This window comes from Herbiconiux oxytropis, from assembly GCF_024979315.1.
Taxonomy (GTDB): domain Bacteria; phylum Actinomycetota; class Actinomycetes; order Actinomycetales; family Microbacteriaceae; genus Herbiconiux; species Herbiconiux oxytropis.
Window position 1 is genome coordinate 213661 of the sequence record NZ_JANLCK010000001.1, and the last position, 17571, is coordinate 231231.

At 71.1% G+C, this 17571-nt stretch carries 14 protein-coding genes and 1 riboswitch; of the genes, 3 read left to right on the forward strand and 11 right to left on the reverse strand.

The features are described 5' to 3' along the window. Positions 1-42: 42 nt before the first annotated feature. The 7 genes from N1028_RS01055 to rsmI all read right to left on the reverse strand — a co-directional run bounded on the left by N1028_RS01055 (position 43) and on the right by rsmI (position 7398). Positions 43-882, reverse strand: coding sequence for an alpha/beta fold hydrolase (locus tag N1028_RS01055; RefSeq protein WP_259524894.1), 840 nt, complete (start codon positions 880-882; stop codon positions 43-45). Between the two features lie 45 nt (positions 883-927). Next, positions 928-1941 carry a cell wall-binding repeat-containing protein gene (locus tag N1028_RS01060; RefSeq protein WP_259524895.1) on the reverse strand — a complete coding sequence of 338 codons (1014 nt, stop codon included), beginning with the start codon at positions 1939-1941 and terminating at the stop codon, positions 928-930. Positions 1942-2045: 104 nt separating this feature from the next. Next, positions 2046-3110 carry a cell wall-binding repeat-containing protein gene (locus N1028_RS01065; protein WP_259524896.1) on the reverse strand — a complete coding sequence of 355 codons (1065 nt, stop codon included), beginning with the start codon at positions 3108-3110 and terminating at the stop codon, positions 2046-2048. Positions 3111-3181: 71 nt separating this feature from the next. Beyond that, positions 3182-3985 (reverse strand): 16S rRNA (adenine(1518)-N(6)/adenine(1519)-N(6))-dimethyltransferase RsmA, encoded by an 804-nt coding sequence (gene rsmA, locus N1028_RS01070; RefSeq protein WP_259525325.1) that lies wholly within the window; start codon positions 3983-3985, stop codon positions 3182-3184. A gap of 62 nt (positions 3986-4047) precedes the next feature. Next, on the reverse strand, positions 4048-4959 hold the full coding sequence (locus N1028_RS01075) for a TatD family hydrolase (RefSeq protein ID WP_259524897.1): 912 nt from the start codon (positions 4957-4959) through the stop codon (positions 4048-4050). Beyond that, positions 4956-6524: a methionine--tRNA ligase gene (gene metG / locus N1028_RS01080; RefSeq protein ID WP_259524898.1), complete on the reverse strand. Its 1569-nt coding sequence runs from the start codon at positions 6522-6524 to the stop codon at positions 4956-4958. Before metG ends, N1028_RS01075 begins: the two co-directional genes overlap by 4 nt. Positions 6525-6576: 52 nt before the next feature. Continuing rightward, the gene (rsmI, locus tag N1028_RS01085) at positions 6577-7398 is read right to left on the reverse strand and encodes a 16S rRNA (cytidine(1402)-2'-O)-methyltransferase (RefSeq protein WP_259524899.1); all 822 of its coding nucleotides are present in this window, start codon (positions 7396-7398) and stop codon (positions 6577-6579) included. A 38-nt stretch (positions 7399-7436) separates the two neighbouring features. Between rsmI and N1028_RS01090 the strand changes: the two genes are divergently transcribed. Genes N1028_RS01090 through N1028_RS01100 form a run of 3 tightly spaced genes read left to right on the forward strand, consistent with a single transcriptional unit; the run spans position 7437 to position 13676 of the window. Continuing rightward, positions 7437-9074: a dolichyl-phosphate-mannose--protein mannosyltransferase gene (locus N1028_RS01090; RefSeq protein WP_259524900.1), complete on the forward strand. Its 1638-nt coding sequence runs from the start codon at positions 7437-7439 to the stop codon at positions 9072-9074. Beyond that, positions 9071-10141, forward strand: coding sequence for a YeiH family protein (locus tag N1028_RS01095; RefSeq protein ID WP_259524902.1), 1071 nt, complete (start codon positions 9071-9073; stop codon positions 10139-10141). The genes N1028_RS01090 and N1028_RS01095 overlap by 4 nt, the downstream gene beginning before the upstream one ends. Positions 10142-10187: 46 nt before the next feature. After that, positions 10188-13676, forward strand: a complete 3489-nt coding sequence (locus N1028_RS01100; protein WP_259524903.1) for an AfsR/SARP family transcriptional regulator — start codon at positions 10188-10190, stop codon at positions 13674-13676. On the opposite strand, the gene N1028_RS01105 is transcribed toward N1028_RS01100, so the two are convergent. From N1028_RS01105 to N1028_RS01120, 4 genes are all read right to left on the reverse strand, one after another. Then, positions 13673-14488, reverse strand: coding sequence for an ABC transporter permease (locus tag N1028_RS01105; protein ID WP_259524904.1), 816 nt, complete (start codon positions 14486-14488; stop codon positions 13673-13675). The two genes, N1028_RS01100 and N1028_RS01105, sit on opposite strands and share 4 nt — an antisense overlap. Then, the gene (locus tag N1028_RS01110) at positions 14485-15516 is read right to left on the reverse strand and encodes an ATP-binding cassette domain-containing protein (RefSeq protein WP_259524905.1); all 1032 of its coding nucleotides are present in this window, start codon (positions 15514-15516) and stop codon (positions 14485-14487) included. The genes N1028_RS01105 and N1028_RS01110 overlap by 4 nt, the downstream gene beginning before the upstream one ends. A 113-nt stretch (positions 15517-15629) precedes the next feature. Further along, positions 15630-16817: an RtcB family protein gene (locus tag N1028_RS01115; protein WP_259524907.1), complete on the reverse strand. Its 1188-nt coding sequence runs from the start codon at positions 16815-16817 to the stop codon at positions 15630-15632. Positions 16818-17133: 316 nt separating this feature from the next. After that, positions 17134-17448 (reverse strand): DMT family transporter, encoded by a 315-nt coding sequence (locus N1028_RS01120; RefSeq protein WP_259524908.1) that lies wholly within the window; start codon positions 17446-17448, stop codon positions 17134-17136. Between the two features lie 12 nt (positions 17449-17460). Next, positions 17461-17524: riboswitch (guanidine-III (ykkC-III) riboswitch) on the reverse strand. Positions 17525-17571: the final 47 nt, after the last annotated feature.

Consider the following 17571-nt stretch of genomic DNA (forward strand, 5'->3'; position numbering starts at 1 on the left):
TGGGGAGTGACACATGGCGTCACAGTCGAATCCCCGGTTCCGTCACCGCCCCTGCCCCATGAGCGCCAGCGCTGCCGCCACAACGATGCCCGGAGCGTCTCGGTGCACCGAGTGGCCGGCACCGACCACGGTCTGCACGGTGGCATCCGCTGTGGCAGCGGTGAGGGCGGCACCCTGCTGTGGCGAGAAGATGGCCCCGCACTCCGGGTCGGCCGCGAGCACGTGCACGCGGGGCGCCAGTGCGGCGAGGGACTGGTCGAGCTGCCAGCGCCCGGCCGCCGGCCCGCTGGTGGTGTTGTCGAGCACGGTGCGCTCCACGACGAACGGGCTGACGACACGCGCGGCCAGGACCTTCTGCACGGCGTCCTCGGCGTGCCAGCGCGGATGCCGGCGCAGGAGCTCGGCCGGATCGAGCTCCTCGAGGTCACCGAGGAGGTCGGCGACGAGGTCGTCGGCCTCCTCGTGGTCGACCGCGATGACGGGGTCGAGCAGGAGCAGCGTGCGGGCCCACCGCGGCGCCGCAGCGGCGGCCACCACCGAGACGGCGCCGCCCAGGGAGTGCCCGATCACGAGGTCCCAGGGGCGCTCGCCGCCGGTCGTCCCTGCGGCCATCTCGTCGGTCCCCGCTCCGGGACGCAGCCGCACGACGTCGGCCGCGTATCCGTCGAGCGAGTAGTCGGTCGTGCGCGGTGATGCGCCGTGACCGCGGAGGTCGGCCGCTGTGACGGCGCACCCCTGCTCGGCGAGCAGGCTCGCCACTCGCCACCAGGTGCCCGCAGCCGAGGGGATTCCGTGCAGGAGCAGCACCGCCGGTGCTTGGGAGGTGTGCTCACCCCACCGCAGGGTGGCGAGCTCGACGGCGAACGGCGCGGATCCACTCATCCCGGAATCCTCCCACCACTGAGGTGGCTCCGCCCCTCCCCTCGGCTACTTGGAAACCCCGATGTACTGCTGAAGCTCGGTCAGCACCGGATCTCCGATGGTCGTCGGCCCGCCGAGGACGATGATGTGCTTCGGACGGAGCCGGCCGAGCTCGGCCGCCACGGTCCCGGGGATGGAGTCGGGACGGACGAGCACCACGGGGGCGTCGTTGACGATGGCCGCCGCCGATCCGGAGAGCGCATCGGGGAAGACGAGGCCCGAGGCGACGTAGACGGTCTCGATGTCGGTGCGGAAGCCGGCAGCGGTCGCAGCCGACACCTCGTAGCGGTCGGCACCGGACGTGCGGGTGACGGGTGCGATCTCACCGAGCTGCCGCGCCACCTCCGGCGAGACCGTGCTCTCTCCGCCCATCAGCACGATCTTCCCCGGCTGCAGCCGCGACAGCTCCGCCAGCACCACGGCGGGAATCGCGTCCTTGGCCGTCAGAAGCACGGGCGCGAGCAGCGATCCGGCAGCGGCCGATCCCGAGAGTGCATCGGGGAACACAGCACCCGAGGCGACGTAGACGACGGATCTCCCTGGTCGGAACACATCGCTCGAGAGCAGAGCCGAGACCTCGTACCGGTTCGCACCGTCGAGGCGGTCGACGATCAGCGAGTAGTTGCGAAGGTCGTGCAGTGTCTCGTCGTCGATGCTCGCTGGTCCGCCCGCCACCACGATGCGCGACGGCGCGAGCCTGATGAGTTCAGCGGCGACGGCGTCGGGGATGCCGGAGGACGGCACCAGCAGCACCGGCGCATTCTGGATTCCCGCTGCCGCCGATGCCGACAGCGCGTCGGCGAAGCCGACCCCCGAAGCGATGTAGGCCACGTCGACACCGGTCGCGAAGGTCTTCTCCGACACCAGCGCCGACACGGTGTAGCGGTCGGCCCCGCCGTAGCGCTCGACGGACGGAAAGGCCTGGGCGGCGGGTGCGAGCACAGTCTGAGCAGCCAGCACAGCGGCGGCGACGGCCACCACAGACATGAAGGAACGGGTACGGGATCGGGGTCGGGTCATGAGAGGTTCTCCTCGTCGAGATGGAAGGGAACCTCCATTCACCCGCACCCGACCCCGCCTGAGTTATGAGTACTTGCTACTCAGTCGCGGCCGCGCCAGTTTTCTCACGAGGGAACGATGTACCCGGCCAGCTGCGCACGAACGGACTCCGAGACGGTGCGCTCACCGCCGAGCACGACGATCCGGGTGGGATTCAAGCGATCGAGTTCGGCACCCACCACACCGGGAACGGAGTCCACCGTGACGAGCAGCACCGGCCCATGCGCCTTGATCGCTGCCGCCGACCCGGAGAGTGCGTCAGGAAACACCGACCCGGACGCCACGAAGACGGTCGACGCACCGACGGGGAAGGCGCGGGCTGAGGTCGCTGCGGAGACGGCGTAGCGATCGGCCCCGCCGATACGGGTGGTGTCGCGCACGATGCCCCTCAGCGTCGTGACGACGGATTCGGAGATCGTGTTCTCCCCGCCGAGGACGATCAGCTTCGACGGGGCCAGTCGAGCGATCTCGAGTCCGATCGCGCCCGGGATGCCGTCCTTCTGCACGAGCAGGACCGGGCCGCCCAGCTGTCCCGCGGCCGCGGAGCCCGACAGGGCATCCGGGAACACCTGGCCGGACGCGATGTATGCCACAGGGTTCTTCGGCCACAGTGTCTGCTGCGAGAGCCTCGCGGACACCTCATAGCGGGTGTCGCCGACCACGCGCTGGACATCATCGGCGAACTCGCCCAGCGCCTTCTCGACGTCGCTGCTGACGGACACGGTACCGCCCACGACGACGATGACGTCGGGGTTCAGCTTCGTCAGCTGGGTGGCCACCAGGTCGGAGATGCCCGATCGCGACACCAGGAGCACCGGCGCCCTCTGGGCACCGGCCACAGCCGAGGCCGACAGGGCGTCGGCATACCCCTCGCCCGAGGCCACGAACACGAGGGGTGACGTGGTGAACTCGCTCGCCGCCACTCCGGCGGATACGGCATAGCGGTCTGCTCCCCCGATCCGCTGGACACCAGCTGCCGCGAACTCCTCGCTCTGAACGAACCCACTCGACGGCGGCTCAGGAGTTGTGGCGGCAACGGCGGCAGAGGGGACGACGAAGAGGGATAAGGCCACGGCGACGGTAGCTGTGGCTCCCATCGCTCGAAGCGGCGTTCGGGTACGGGTGGTCATGGGAGCTCCTTGCGTCTGGAAATGATCTTCCAGACTTGCGCTCGCATTCGATGGACCGTGAGGAGTAGTTCTTACTCAGCGAGCGCGAGGGACGCGCGCGCGATCGCGAGGAAGTCGTGCACCGTGAGCGACTCGCCGCGGGCCGTGGGGGCGATGCCCGCCGCCTCGAGCACGGCGATGGCCGCCTGGGAGGAGCCGAAGAGCTCCGCGAGCGCCTGCCTCAGCATCTTGCGCCGCTGACCGAAGGCGGCGTCGACGATCTCGAACGTGCGCACCCGCAGCTCCTCGGTGTCGAGCCCCGTGCCCACGCGCTCGAATCCCACGAGCACCGAGTCGACGTTGGGCACCGGCCAGAACACCTGGCGCGACACCTGGCCCGCCGTCCGCCACTCGCCGTACCAGGCGGCCTTCACGCTCGGCGAGCCGTAGACCTTCGAACCGGGCTCTGCGGCCAGCCGGTGGCCGACCTCCGCCTGCACCATGACGACCCCCGAGCGGATGCCCGGGAAGTGCTCGAGCAGGTGCAGCAGCACGGGCACCGACACGTTGTAGGGCAGGTTCGCCACGAGCCGCGAGGGCTCGTCCGGCAGCGAGCGGATGCGCAGCGCGTCCTCCCGGATGACCGTCAGCTTCGCTGCCGGTGCCAGCTGCGACACGGTGAGCGGCAACTGCTCCGCCAGCCGGTGGTCGATCTCCACCGCCACGACCGAGGCTCCGGCCTCGAGGAGGCCTAGCGTGAGCGAGCCGAGCCCAGGCCCCACCTCGACCACCACGTCTCCCGTCTCGACCTTGGCGACCCGCACGATCTTCCGCACCGTGTTGGCGTCGATCACGAAGTTCTGGCCGAGCTTCTTCGTGGGCGTCAAGTCGAGCATGCCGGCGAGATCACGGATCTCGGCGGGACCGAGCAGCGAGACCCCGGACGACGCGGGGTCGCTCACGACGCCTGCACCGGCTCGTCGTCCCAGCGCCCGTAGACGAGCTCCGAGTTCGACGAGATCTGCGCCGCGAGCATCGACACGTCGGTGCCGAGGTGCGCGGCCATGGCCCGCAGCGTGTGCGGCACCAGGTACGGGGCGTTCGGCCGGCCCCGGAACGGCATCGGCGTGAGGTACGGCGCATCCGTCTCGACCAGCAGCAGCGCCCGCGGCGCCACCTCGAGCGCCTCGCGCAGGTTGCCCGCGTTCTTGAAGGTCACGTTGCCCGCGAACGACATGTACCAGCCGTTCTCCGCGCAGATCGCCGCGAGCTCGGCGTCGCCGGAGAAGCAGTGGAACACCGTGCGCTCGGGAGCACCCACCCGCTGCAGCGTGGCGATGACCTCCGCGTGCGCATCCCGGTCGTGGATCTGCAGCGCGATGCCGTTCTCCTTGGCGATCTCGATGTGCGCCTCGAACGAGCGGTACTGCGCGGCGAGGCCGGCCTCGCCCGTGCGGTAGAAGTCGAGCCCGGTCTCGCCGACGGCCCGCACCCGCGGCCAGCTCGCGAGGTCGGCGATCTCGGCGAGCGCATCGTCGAGCCCGCCCGCCGCGTCGTATCCCGGCGCCTCGTTCGGGTGGATGGCGACGGCGGCCAGCATGCGCGGCTCCCGGGCGGCCTGCTCGGCCGACCAGCGCGAGGTCTCGAGGTCGGTGCCCACCTGCACCACTCCGCGCACACCGACGGCCGAGGCGCGGTCGAGCTGCTCGTGGTAGTCGATCGGATCGGCTCCGTGCGCGATCTCGAGGTGGGTGTGGTTGTCGTAGACGGGCACGACGAGCGCCTCGGGCAGCGGCGGGTAGGCCTGCTCGGTGCGGTCGGACGGCTCGCGCTCACGGAGGAACGCCGGCTGACCCTCGGAGAGCGTCACGCCGTGGCCTCCACCTCGATGCGCGGGAAGAGCGCCTCGAGGGGCTGCACGCGGTCACCGCCCGTCCACTCGAAAGCCGAGCGGATCGGCTGGTCGGTGACGACACCGTCTCCGGACAGCGCGGTCCAGAGCTTAGCCGAGGCCTCGGGCACGACGGGTGAGAGCAGCACGGCGAGCGTGCCGAGACCGCGGACGGCCGTGCCGAGCACGACGGCGAGGCGCTCGGCGTTCGCCGGATCCTTCGACAGCGCCCAGGGCTCCTGCACGGTGATGTAGCCGTTCAGCTCGTCGACGAGCTCCCAGATGCGCGCGATCGCCTCATGCACCGCGACGCGCTCGATGGCGGCGTCGGCGGCCTCGGTGACGCGGCGCTCGGTCTGCTGGATGGCGCGCTCCGCATCCGTCACCGCACTCTCGACGACGGCCGGGATCACGCCGTCGAAGTAGCGGGTGACCATGGCGACGACTCGCGAGGCGAGGTTGCCGAAGCCGTTGGCGAGCTCGGCCTGGTAGCGGGCCGCGAGGTCCTCCCAGGAGAACGAGCCGTCTTGGCCGAAGTTGATGGCGCGCATGAAGTAGTAGCGGAACGCGTCCGACCCGAAGGTGTCGGTGATCTGCTCGGGCGCGATGCCCGTGAGCTTCGACTTCGACATCTTCTCGCCGCCGACGAGCAGCCAGCCGTGGCCGAAGACCTGCTTGGGCACCTCGAGCCCCGCGGCCATGAGCATGGCGGGCCAGATGACGGCGTGAAAGCGCGCGATGTCCTTGCCCACGATGTGGGTGGCGGGCCAGAGGCGCTCGAACTTCTCCTCGTCCGAGCCGTAGCCCGCGGCCGTGGCGTAGTTGAGCAGGGCGTCGAACCAGACGTAGACCACGTGCGACTCGTCCCACGGCACCTTGACGCCCCAGTCGAAGGTCTGCCGCGAGATCGACAGGTCGGTGAGCCCGCGCTGCACGAACGCGACGATCTCGTTGCGCACGCTCGCGGGCTGCACGAACTCGGGGCGCTCCTCGTAGAGGTCGAGAAGGCGCTGGGTGAAGTCGCTCATGCGGAAGAAGTAGTTGCGCTCCTTCAAGAGCTCCACCGGCTTGGAGTGGATGGCGCAGACCAGCTGCCCCTCGTGCTGCCCCGCGCCGTCGACGAGGTCGGAGAGCTGCTTGTACTCCTCGCAGCCCACGCAGTAATAGCCCTCGTACTCGCCGGTGTAGATGTAGCCGGCGTCGTAGAGGCGCTGCAGGAAGAGCTGCACGTTCTTCTCGTGCCGCTGCTCGGTGGTGCGGATGAAGTCGTCGTTGGAGATGTCGATGGTCTCGAGAAGCGGCTGCCACGACTCGGCCACGAGCTTGTCGGCCCACTCCTGGGGGCTCACGCCGTTGGCGGTGGCGGTGCGCAGGATCTTCTGGCCGTGCTCATCGGTGCCGGTGAGGAACCACGTGTCGTCGCCCGCCTGGCGGTGCCAGCGCGCGAGCACGTCGGCGGCGACCTCGGTGTAGGCGTGCCCGATGTGGGGCACGTCGTTCACGTAGAAGATCGGCGTGGTGATGTAGAACGAGCCGTCGGACATGGTGTCCATCCTAAAGGCCGGGGCCTCGCGCCGATGCCGTGTGACGGGGGCTCTACGGGCGGCGTGCGGCCAGGGCGCCCTCGTAGAGCGTGCGCTTGGAGAGGCCGGTGGCCTCCGCGATCGCCGCCGCCGCATCCTTCAGCCGGTAGCCGTCCGAGACGAGCTCGAGCACCTGGGCGATGCCCGTCTCGTCCGAGACCTCGAGGGCGGCGGCTCCCGCGACCACGATGCAGATCTCGCCCCGCACTCCCCCGGCGGCCCACTCCGCGAGCTCGGCGGCGGTGCCGCGCTTCGCCTCCTCGTAGAGCTTCGTGAGCTCCCGCACCACCACGACCCGGCGGTCGGCGCCGAGCTCGGCCGCGAGGTCGGCGAGCGACTCGGCGAGCCGGTTGGGCGACTCGAAGAACACCATCGTGCGCGGCTCCCGCGAAAGGGCCCGGTAGGCGGACGCGCGTTCACCGTGCTTCCGCGGCAGGAAGCCCTCGAAGGTGAAGCGGTCGGTCGGCAGTCCGGAGAGGGCGAGTGCGGTGACGACCGCCGAGGGCCCCGGGATGACCGTGACGTCGACCCCCGCCTCGATCGCGGTGGCGACGAGCTGGTAGCCCGGGTCCGAGACCGTCGGCATGCCGGCATCCGAGAGCAGCACGAGGTCGCCCTCGCGCGCGATCTCGACGAGGGCGGCGGCGCGCTCGCGCTCGTTGTGCTCGTGCAGCGGCAGCAGTCGCGGTCGGTTCTCGACCCCCAGACCCCGGAGCAGCTTTGCGGTGACCCGGGTGTCCTCGGCGGCGACCACCGCGGCGGCCTCGAGCACCTCGACGAGCCGCACCGACGCATCCTTGAGGTTTCCGATCGGGGTCGCCGCGAGGATGAGCATGTCGCCCAGTCTCCCACCTCGCCCGTTAGCATTGCCCGGTGAGCACAGAGGTGACGACCGGCCCCCAGAAGACGCTGGCCGCCGACCCCACCGGTTCACGCCTCGACGACTGGTGGCTGCGGCTCATGGGCACCCCCGTGCGCGAGCGGCTCTGGCGCTGGGGCGGGCCGCTCGCGGTCACCCTGCTGGCGGCCGTGCTGCGCCTCGTGAACCTCGGGCATCCCGGGACCCTCGTGTTCGACGAGACCTTCTACGTGAAGGACGGCTGGACGACCTGGAACCTCGGCTACGAGGCCACCTGGCCGGGCGATGCCGACGTGCAGTTCAACGCCGGGGTCACCGACATCTTCCAGACCACCGGATCGTTCGCGGTGCATCCGCCGCTCGGCAAGTGGATCATCGGGGCCGGGATGGCGCTGTTCGGCGCCGACGACCCGTTCGGCTGGCGCATCGCCGTGGCGCTCTGCGGCATCCTGCTCGTGCTCGTGACGGCGCTCATCGCCACGAAGCTCTTCCACTCGACGCTCCTCGGCGTGATCGCGGGCTTCCTGCTCGCCATCGACGGGCACGCCATCGTGATGAGCCGCGTCGCCATCCTCGACGGCATCTCGGCGCTGTTCCTGCTGCTCGGCTTCGGGGCGGTGCTGCTGGATCGCGAGTGGCACGCGACCAGGCTCGCGGCGGCCGTCGCGGCGCGCCCACAGCCGCCCGCCACGTCGTCCGGCACTCCCGAGGGCGAGCCCGTGCCGCCCTCCTGGGGCCCTGTGCTGTGGAACCGCCCGTGGGTGCTCGCCGCCGCCGTGGCCTTCGGCCTCGCGTCGTCGGTGAAGTGGTCTGGACTGTACTTCCTGGCCGCGTTCGGTCTCTACCTCGTGGTGGTCGACGCGCTCGCCCGCCGGCGGATCGGGATCCCGTTCTGGTTCAGCGCCGCCATCCTCAAGCAGGCGCCCGCCACGTTCGTGCTGCTCGTGCCCGTCGCCGTGCTGACCTACCTCTCCACCTGGATCGGCTGGTTCGCCACGACCGGCGGCATGTACCGCACCTGGGCAGAGGACACCGGAGGGCAGTGGACGGGCGCGCTCTCGTGGGTGCCGCTGCCGATCCAGAACTTCTGGCACCTCGAAGCGGCCGTCTACAACTACCACGTGGGCGAGAACTCGCCGCACCCCTACCAGTCGAACCCGTTCAGCTGGCTCTTCCTCGTGCGGCCCACCCAGATGTACGTGAACGAGGTCGACCCGAGCGCGTGCGGCAGCGACATCTGCTACGAGAACATCACCTCGATCGCCAACCCGATCATCTGGTGGTGCGCCACGGCCGCGCTGTTCTACCTGGTCTACCGACTCGTGCGAAAGCGCGAGTGGCAGGTGGGGCTCGTGCTCATGGGCATGGTGGCCGGCTACCTGCCGTGGCTGCTCTATCTCAACCGCACGATCTTCCAGTTCTACACGATCGCCTTCGAGCCCTACATGATCCTCGGGCTGACGTTCGTGATCGGGCTCGCCCTCGGTTCTCGAGGCGACCCGCGGGCGGTGCGCACGCGCGCGCTCTGGATCGTGGGTGCGTTCCTCGTGGTGTGCCTCGTCGTGACGGCGTGGTTCTACCCCGTCTGGACCGCGATGCCCGTCCCGTCCTGGTTCCTGAGCCTGCACTACTGGCTGCCGAGCTGGCGATGAGCGCGCCCGGGGCGTGGGTTCCCGGGATCCTGGTCGCCGGCGCAGCGGCGCTCGCGGCGTTCGCCGTGCACCTGGTGGCGCCGGCCGTGCCGATGCTCACCTCCGCCGTGGTGCTCGGAGTCGTGGTGGCACAGATCCCAGCGCTCCGACGGCGTGTCGACGGGGTGCTGAAGCCCGGTCTCGCCCTCGCGGCGCGGCGGCTGCTGCGCATCGGCATCGTGCTGCTCGGGTTGAAGCTGAGCCTCGGCGACATCGTCGGGCTGGGTTGGGCGACCATCGGGATGATCGTCCTGATCGTGCTGCTGACGTTCCTCGCCACACTGGGGCTCGGCCGTCGGCTGCGACTGCCGGGCACGCAGCCGATCCTGATCGCCGCTGGATTCTCCATCTGCGGAGCCTCCGCGATCGGCGCCGTCAGCGCCGTGACCCGCGGCAAGGGCGAGGATGCGGCGACGGCGGTGGCCCTCGTGACCCTCTGCGGAACGCTGGCGATCGCCGTGCTGCCGGTGCTGAGCGTCCCGCTCGGGATGTCACCGGAGGAGTTCGGACTGTGGGTGGGGCTGAGCGTGCACGACGTGGGGCAGGTCGTCGCGACGGCGCAGATCGCGGGACCGGCTGCGCTCGCCGCGGCCGTGGTGGTGAAGCTGACGCGGGTGCTGACTCTGGCGCCGATGGTGGCGGCCGTCAGCCTCCTCCAGCGGCGCACCGACCGCCGCTCGGCTCCCGGGCCGGAGGAAAGGGGGCCCGGGGCACCGGAGCCAGGGAGACGACCCGCGATCGTCCCCCTGTTCGTGCTGGGGTTCGCGGCGGCCGTGCTGGTGCGCTCGTTCCTGCTGCCGCTCGTGGGCGGGGGTGCGTCAGGCGTCGGGAGCGGGGCGGCGAGCGTCGTCCTCGAAGCGGCCGACGTGCTGCAGACCGCGCTCTTCGGCCTCGCGCTCTTCGCACTGGGGACAGGGATCCGCTTCGCCCAGCTCGCCCGCACCGGGTGGCGCGCTCTCGCCGTGGGGTTGGCATCCTGGGCCCTCATCGCCGTGCTCTCGCTCGCCGCGGTCGAGCTGCTCGCATGAGGCCACCGCAGCGGCGCGCTCGTCGGCGGTCAGTAGGCTCGACAGGGTGAGTGGAGCGGTGGCCGGAGCGCACGAGGTGCGCGAGGCGCCCGTCGTGCGCGTCGGCGTGCTCGGCCCGGTGGCCGTGCGGCGCGACGGCGCCTGGGCGGAACCGTCCGGGGCTCGCGCCAAGGGGCTGATCGCCGCGCTCGTGCTCGCCGCACCGCGCGCCGTGTCGGTCGATGCGCTCCGGGACGACATCTGGGGCGACGATCCCCCCGGCGATCCGCGCGGCGCACTCCAGGCGCTGGTGTCGCGGGCCCGCAGCGCCTTCGGGGACGAGCTGATCGAGTCGACGACCTCGGGCTACCGGCTCGGGGTGCACCCTGCGGAGACCGATCTGGGGGTGGCTTCGGGGGCCGCCGACGCCGGGCGCGACGCCCTCGCGCGGGACGACGTCGACGAGGCAGCCCGCGCCGCCCGCGCCGCGCTCGAGCTGTGGCGCGGGGATCCCGCAGCAGACCTCGCAGCGGGGGCCCTCGCAGACCAGCTGGCCGACCGGGCGTCCCGGCTGCGGCGATCGCTCGAGTCGACGGCGGCTTCGGCGGCCCTGGCGTGCGGCGAGGCCGCGCTGGGTGAGGAGATCGCGCGCCGGCTGGTCGCAGGGTCGCCCTACGACGACAGCGCGCAGCTCCTGCTCATGCGGGCTCTCGACGCGCTCGGGCGGTCGACGGATGCGGTGGCCCAGTTCGCGGAATTCCGTGCCCGGGTGCAGGACGCGTTCGGCACGAGCCCCTCCCCCGAGCTCCAGGCGCTGCACCTCGAACTGCTCGACCGCGACGGCTCCCCCGCGCAGTCGGATGAGCGGGCGGCCGCCCCGAAGCACGAGCGGATGGAAGGGCGGACAGACGGACGACGCAGTGTCGGGCGCGGTGTCGGGCGCGGTGTCGGGCGCGGGATCCGGTCGGCACCGAACGCTCTGATCGGGCGCGAATCCGCGGTGACCGCCGTGCTGCGGTCTCTCGACGAGACACGGGTGACCACGATCCTCGGCCCCGGCGGGCTCGGCAAGACGAGGCTGGCGCACGAGGTCGCCGAGCGTGCGCTCGAACGCTTCCCGCTCGTGGTCGTGGTCGAGCTCGCGAGCGTGCGCGACGCCGACGACGTGGTGATCGCGCTCGCGACCGCCCTCGGCATCCGCGAGCTCGCGACCTCGCGCCGGATGGGCGACCAGGTCGTGCGCGCCGACCTGCGCACGCGCATCCTCGATCGGCTCGCCGAGCAGCCCACGCTGCTCGTGGTCGACAACTGTGAGCACCTCATCGACGCCGCGGCGGTGTGGATCGCCGCGCTCACCGCCGAGCTGCCGCAGCTGAGCGTGCTCACCACGAGCCGCACGGCCCTGGCGCTCTCGAGCGAACGCGTCTACGCCCTGCAACCGCTCGGCAGCGGCGGCCGGTCCCGCGCCGCGACCCCGGGCGGAGGACCGGGCGCCGGACCGGGGGAGGTCGAGGTCGACGACGCGGACGACGACGACCCCGCCGTGCGCCTCTTCCTCGACCGCGCGACCGCGGCACGCCCCGGTGCGGCCCTCCCCCGCGACGTCGTGGCCAGGCTCTGCGAGCGCCTCGACGGCCTGCCGCTGGCCATCGAGCTCGCCGCGGCACGCATCCGGTCGATGTCGCTCGACGAGGTCGAGCGCCGCCTCGGCAATCGCTTCTCGCTGCTCACGGGCGGCGACCGCAGCGCTCCCGAGCGTCATCGCACGCTGCTGGCCGTGATCGAGTGGAGCTGGAACCTGCTCGACTCCGACGAGCAGTGCGCACTCGCGGTGCTCTCCGAGTTCGCCGACGGCTTCAGTGCCGAGGCCGCCCGCGTCGTCGTGCGGAGCGCCGCAGCTGCTCTCGGCACAGAACCAGCTGTGGCGATGCCCGCCGACGCCGTCGACGACGCGCTGGACTCACTCGTGGCCCAGTCGCTCGTGACCGTCTCCGAGCTGCCGGCCTCCTCGGGCGGCGGCGTCCGATTCCGGATGCTCGAGACGGTCCGCGAGTTCGGTCGGCTGCAGCTCGCGAACCGTGCGGAGGGCGCAGCAGCGCGCGAGGCCCTCTTCGAGTGGGCCGATGCGACGGGACGAGCGCTGCAGCCGCAGCTCACCGGCCCCCGCCAGGTGGCGGTGTTCGCGCTCGTGGGCCTCGAGGAGGACAACCTCATCGATCAGCTGCGCCGCGCGATCGCCGAGGAGCGCCCCGACATCGTCTCCGGTGTCTTCCCGCTGCTGGCCAACCACTGGGTCCTGCGGAGCACACCGACCGAGGTGGTGGCGTTCGCCCTGCCCGTGCTCGACAGCGTGCGACGGTATCGTCCGGAACCCGAGCGGCTCGAAGCCCTGGCCTGGACGCTCGTCTTCGTGGCGATCGGCCTGCTCTCGACCGATGACCGCCGATTCGCCGTGGCGCTCTCACAGCTGCGGAGAACCCTTGCCGCGCGCGACAGCGACCGCACGAGCGGCGCGGAGGATTCCGACACCCCGCGCCTCGTCGCCATGAGCTCCCTCCTGCTCGCGATGGGCGACGTGGACAGGGTGCTCGCGGTGATCGACCGGTTGCAGTCCGACCCCGACAGGCAGGCGGCGCTGCTCGGCTGCCTCGCCGGCGCGGCCGCGGCCGAGAACGCGGGCCGGCCGCGCGACGCCGAGGCCCTGGCCCGCCGCGCGGTGACGATCGCGGAGGCGGCCGGAGACACGTGGGGCACCGCCACGGCCGCTCAGCTGCTCGCCCAGCTGCACAGCCAGAGCGCCGAGCCCGCCGAGGCCCTCCGCTGGGCGAGGCGCAGTCGCGCCGGGATGGTGCGCGTCGCCGCCCTCGAGGAGCTGCGCCAGCTCGACTGGATGATCGCGGTGAACGAGCTCGCACTCGGTCACCTCGACGAGGCGAGCCGCGTGTTCGAGGAGCTGGCGGCGACGCCGGGCCAGGCGGATGGTGTCAACATCGTCTCGATCGGCCTCGCGGGCCGCGCCGAGGTGCTGAGGGCCCGAGGCCTCGTGGCGGAGGCGGCCGAGGCGAACCGCCTGGTGCTCTCGTCGTTCCGGGTGCCGAGGACCAAGACCTCGCCGTGGTACCAGATGATCCTCTCGAGCGTCCTGGCCACGCTCGTCGCCGACGGCACGGGTGCGCCCGGCGAGACCCGGGCCCTCGCTCGGCGGCTCCGGTCGCGCGTGCTGGCAGGATTCCGCCTCGCCGCAGGCTTCACCGACAACCCGGTCCTCGGCTCCTCGGTCATCGGCCTCGCCTCCTGGGCGGGTGAGAGCACGGAACCCGCCCTGCGGGCCATCGCACCGGAGCTGCTCGCCCTGGCCGCGCTGATGGGAGCCCGCCAGGACAACCCGGGGCTGCACCTCGCCCCGCTGCGAGCCCGCTTCGCCGCCTCGCTCGGAGAGCCCGCCGTGCTCTCGGCCCGTGCATCCGCCGCTCTCGTGCCCCACGCCGAACGGCCCGAGCGTGTCGCAGCACTGCTGCGCACACCCGGGCCGTGGTCGTGGGGATGGCGGGACTAGGCCTTCTTCATGTAGGCCCGCACCGTCAGCGGGGCGAAGACCGCCACGATGACCGCTGCGCCGAGGAGCGAGATCCACGCGTCGCCGCCGAAGGTCGCCGTGTTGGCCAGGTCGCGGACCGCGGTGACGAGATGCGACACCGGGTTGACGTTCACGAACCACTGCAGGAAGGCCGGCAGCGTGTCGACCGGCACGAACGCGTTCGAGAGGAACGTCAGCGGGAACAGCACCAGGAACGAGATGCCCTGCACGCTCGCGGCGCTCCGGGCGATCACGCCGAAGAACGCGAAGATCCAGCTGATCGCCCAGGAGCACACGATCACGAGCAGCCCGGCGAGCACCACCGCGCCGAGTCCGCCCTCGGGGCGGTAGCCCAGCACGAAGCCCATCGCGAAGGTGAGCGTGGTGGCGATGGCGTAGCGCACCGTGTCGGCCAGCAGCGCGCCGGCGAGCGGAGCGATGCGGGCGATCGGCAGCGACTTGAAGCGGTCGAACACCCCCTTGTCCATGTCCTCCCGCAGCTGCACGCCCGTGACGACGCTCGTGGTGACGACCGTCTGCACGAGGATCCCGGGGATGAGCAGCGGCAGGTAGTCCGCCACGCTGCCCGCGATCGCCCCGCCGAAGATGTAGGTGAACATGAGCGTGAAGATGATCGGCTGCACGGTCACGTCGATCAGCTGCTCGGGGGTGCGACGCATCTTGATGAGCCCGCGACCGGCCATGCTGAACGAGTTCCGCACGGTCTGGGCGAGGCCGACGTGGTTCTTGAGGGTGCGCGAGGCACCGGGGGTGATGGTCAGCGCGGTCATCGTGCGGTCTCCAGTTCGGGGGTGGGTGCGGCTCCGGATGCGCCGGCAGCGGCGTCGCCCGGCGCGGGCGCAGCGTCGTCGTCGGCCGGGTGGCCGGTGAGTGCGAGGAACACCTCGTCGAGGGTGGGCTGCTGCACCGAGAGCTCCTCGATGGCGATCCCGTCGGCGCGCAGGCGGATCAGGAGGTCGGTGACCGAGTCGGGGTCGCTCATCGGAGCGGTGATGCGGCCGGCCTCGGGGGTCAGCACCGACTCGACGCCGAGCACGTCGAGGATGGCGTGCCTGGCTCGCTCGAGCGAGCCCGCATCCGCGAGTCGGAGGAGCAGCGACGAGGTGCCGACCGAGGCCTTGAGCTCGCCGGCCGTGCCCTCGGCCACGACGATGCCGCGGTCGATCACGGCGATGCGGTCGGCCAGCTGGTCGGCCTCGTCGAGGTACTGGGTGGTGAGGAGCACGGTCGAACCGGTGGCCACCAGCCGGCGGATCGTGTCCCACATCTGGGAGCGGGTGCGGGGGTCGAGGCCCGTCGTGGGCTCGTCGAGGAAGATCAGGGGCGGCTGCGAGATGAGACTCGCCGCCAGGTCGAGCCGGCGCCGCATGCCACCCGAGAACTTCTTCAGCGGCCGGGTGGCGGCCTCGCTGAGCCCGAACTCCTCGAGCAGCTCGGTCGACTTGCGGCGCGCATCCGCCCGGCTGAGACCGTTGAGCCGGGAGAAGAGCATGAGGTTCTCGGTGGCGGAGAGGGTCTCGTCGACGCTCGCGTACTGGCCGGTGACACCGATCAGCTGCCGCACGATCTGAGGCTCGCGACGGATGTCGTGCCCGAACACGGTGGCGTCGCCGCCGTCGGGCTTCAGCAGTGTCGCGAGCATGCGGATGGTGGTGGTCTTGCCGGCGCCGTTCGGGCCGAGCACGCCGTAGACGGTGCCCGTGCGCACGCTCAGGTCGACGCCGTCGACCGCCCGGTTGTCGCCGAAGACCTTGACGAGGCCGTGGGCCTCGACGGCCCAGTCGCTGGAGTGCGTCATGGAGGACGTCCTTTCATCGTGGATGTCCCCACTCTCCGCGGGGGCGCAGACACGACGCCGACGTCGCGCCGACGCACCGCTGACACGGTCCGGGAACCGTGTCAGCGGTGTGGTCAGTCGCCCTTCACGTTGACGAGCTGACGCAGCGTGTGCCGGATGCGCACGAGGTCGCGCGCATCCTCCATCACGCGGTCGATCGGCTTGTAGGCCTGCGGGATCTCGTCGATGAAGGCGTCGGTGTCACGGAACTCGATCCCCGTCATCGCCTCCCTCAGCTGGTCGTGCGTGAAGGTCTTGCGGGCCTTCGAGCGCGAGTACTCCCGCCCCGCACCGTGCGGCGAGGAGTGCAGCGCCATCGGGTTGCCCGCGCCCTCGACGACGTAGGACGCCGTGCCCATCGACCCCGGGATGAGCCCCGGGGCACCGTCGGTGGCGATGATGGCGCCCTTTCGGGACACCCACACCTCCTTGCCGAAGTGCTTCTCCTTCTCCGTGAAGTTGTGGTGGCAGTTGATCCGCTCGCGCTCGGCGACCGGCTCCCCCATCCACTCCGACACCTGGCGCACGACCCGGTCCATCATCTCCTCGCGGTTGAGCAGGGCGTAGTGCTGGGCCCAGCGCAGCTCGGCGATGTAGGCGTCGAACTCCGGGGTCTCCTCCACGAGGTAGGCGAGGTCGGGGTCCGGCAGCTCGATCCAGTTCTTCTTCGCGTGCGCGCGGGCGATCTCGATGTGGTGCTGCGCGATCCGGTTGCCCACGCCCCGGCTGCCCGAGTGCAGGAACAGCCAGATCGCGTCGGTCTCGTCGGCCGACACCTCGATGAAGTGGTTGCCGGAGCCGAGCGAGCCCAGCTGCAGCCGCCAGCGCTTGGCACGGGCATCCGGATCGAACCCGGCCGCCTCGGCGAGCGCCTCGAGTTCGCGGATGCGCGGCTCGGCCGACTCGACGACCTTGCGGTTCACCCCTCCCGCCGAGAGCGGGATGGCGCGCTCGATCTGCTCGCGGAGCTCCGCGAGCCCCTTGGGGTCGCCGGCGGCACGCTCCGCGAGGCCTGCGCGCGTGAACTGCGTCTTCACGGCGATCATGCCGCAGCCGATGTCGACACCCACCGCCGCCGGGATGATGGCTCCCAGCGTGGGGATGACCGAGCCGACGGTCGCGCCGAGTCCGAGGTGCGCATCCGGCATGAGGGCCAGGTGCGGGAACACGAACGGCATGGTGGAGGTGGTGACGGCCTGCGCGCGCGCATTCTCGTCGAGGATGCTCGCCCAGGAGTACAGGCGATCGGTGATCTTCTCCATGATCCTTTCTCTCTGTGTGCTTGTTCTTCACGGGCCCTCGTCCGGGGCGCCCTGACCGCGCGGGCAGGAGGCGGTGGGCCCGTCGCGGACGACGAAGAAGCCCCGGACCTCGACGGGTGCGGGGCTGGGGCTGGGAAGCCGGGCCGGAGGGGCCGGGCGATCAGGCCAGGTGCACCGAGTCGATGATCGTGTTGCGCTCGAGGAGGAGGCGCTGCTGTCGGTCGTTGCGATACGTCACGATGCGTCCTCTCTCATCTCTGTTGCAGTCTGCTGCGGTGCTGCGCGGGTGTGGGCTCCGGGGATTCACGGGGCCGGATCAGTGTAGGAGCTTCAGCCCCACGACACAAGCGACGATGCCGAGCACGAGCAGCATCTTGACGATCGAGAACGACTCCCCGCCGAAGGCCATGCCGTAGCCGACGGTGAGCGCGGCGCCGATCCCCACCCAGACGGCGTAGCCCGTGCCGACCGGGATGGTGCGGAGGGCGAAGGCGAGACCCGCCATGCTCGCCACGAGGCCGCCGCCGAAGATCACGGTCGGCCAGAGCTTCGTGAAGCCCTCCGAGCGGCCGAGGGCGGTGGCCCAGACGGCTTCGAGAACACCGGATGCGATCAGGATGATCCAGGACATGGCTGACTCCAAAGTGGTCAGTCTTGTCGCTCTCCGGGTACTGCGCCCTCGTCCGGAGGCCGCTCTGCGGCCTTGCGTCCATTCTGCCAGAGGAGCCTGATCAGTGCCCGTGCACGGTCGGCA

Coding starts and splice junctions, on each gene's coding strand:
- N1028_RS01055 (WP_259524894.1), bottom strand. CDS start 882: ATGAGTGGATCCGCGCCGTTCGCCGTCGAGCTCGCCACCCTGCGGTGG.
- N1028_RS01060 (WP_259524895.1), bottom strand. CDS start 1,941: ATGACCCGACCCCGATCCCGTACCCGTTCCTTCATGTCTGTGGTGGCC.
- N1028_RS01065 (WP_259524896.1), bottom strand. CDS start 3,110: ATGACCACCCGTACCCGAACGCCGCTTCGAGCGATGGGAGCCACAGCT.
- rsmA (WP_259525325.1), bottom strand. CDS start 3,985: ATGCTCGACTTGACGCCCACGAAGAAGCTCGGCCAGAACTTCGTGATC.
- metG (WP_259524898.1), bottom strand. CDS start 6,524: ATGTCCGACGGCTCGTTCTACATCACCACGCCGATCTTCTACGTGAAC.
- rsmI (WP_259524899.1), bottom strand. CDS start 7,398: ATGCTCATCCTCGCGGCGACCCCGATCGGAAACCTCAAGGATGCGTCG.
- N1028_RS01095 (WP_259524902.1), top strand. CDS start 9,071: ATGAGCGCGCCCGGGGCGTGGGTTCCCGGGATCCTGGTCGCCGGCGCA.
- N1028_RS01105 (WP_259524904.1), bottom strand. CDS start 14,488: ATGACCGCGCTGACCATCACCCCCGGTGCCTCGCGCACCCTCAAGAAC.
- N1028_RS01110 (WP_259524905.1), bottom strand. CDS start 15,516: ATGACGCACTCCAGCGACTGGGCCGTCGAGGCCCACGGCCTCGTCAAG.
- N1028_RS01115 (WP_259524907.1), bottom strand. CDS start 16,817: ATGGAGAAGATCACCGATCGCCTGTACTCCTGGGCGAGCATCCTCGAC.
- N1028_RS01120 (WP_259524908.1), bottom strand. CDS start 17,448: ATGTCCTGGATCATCCTGATCGCATCCGGTGTTCTCGAAGCCGTCTGG.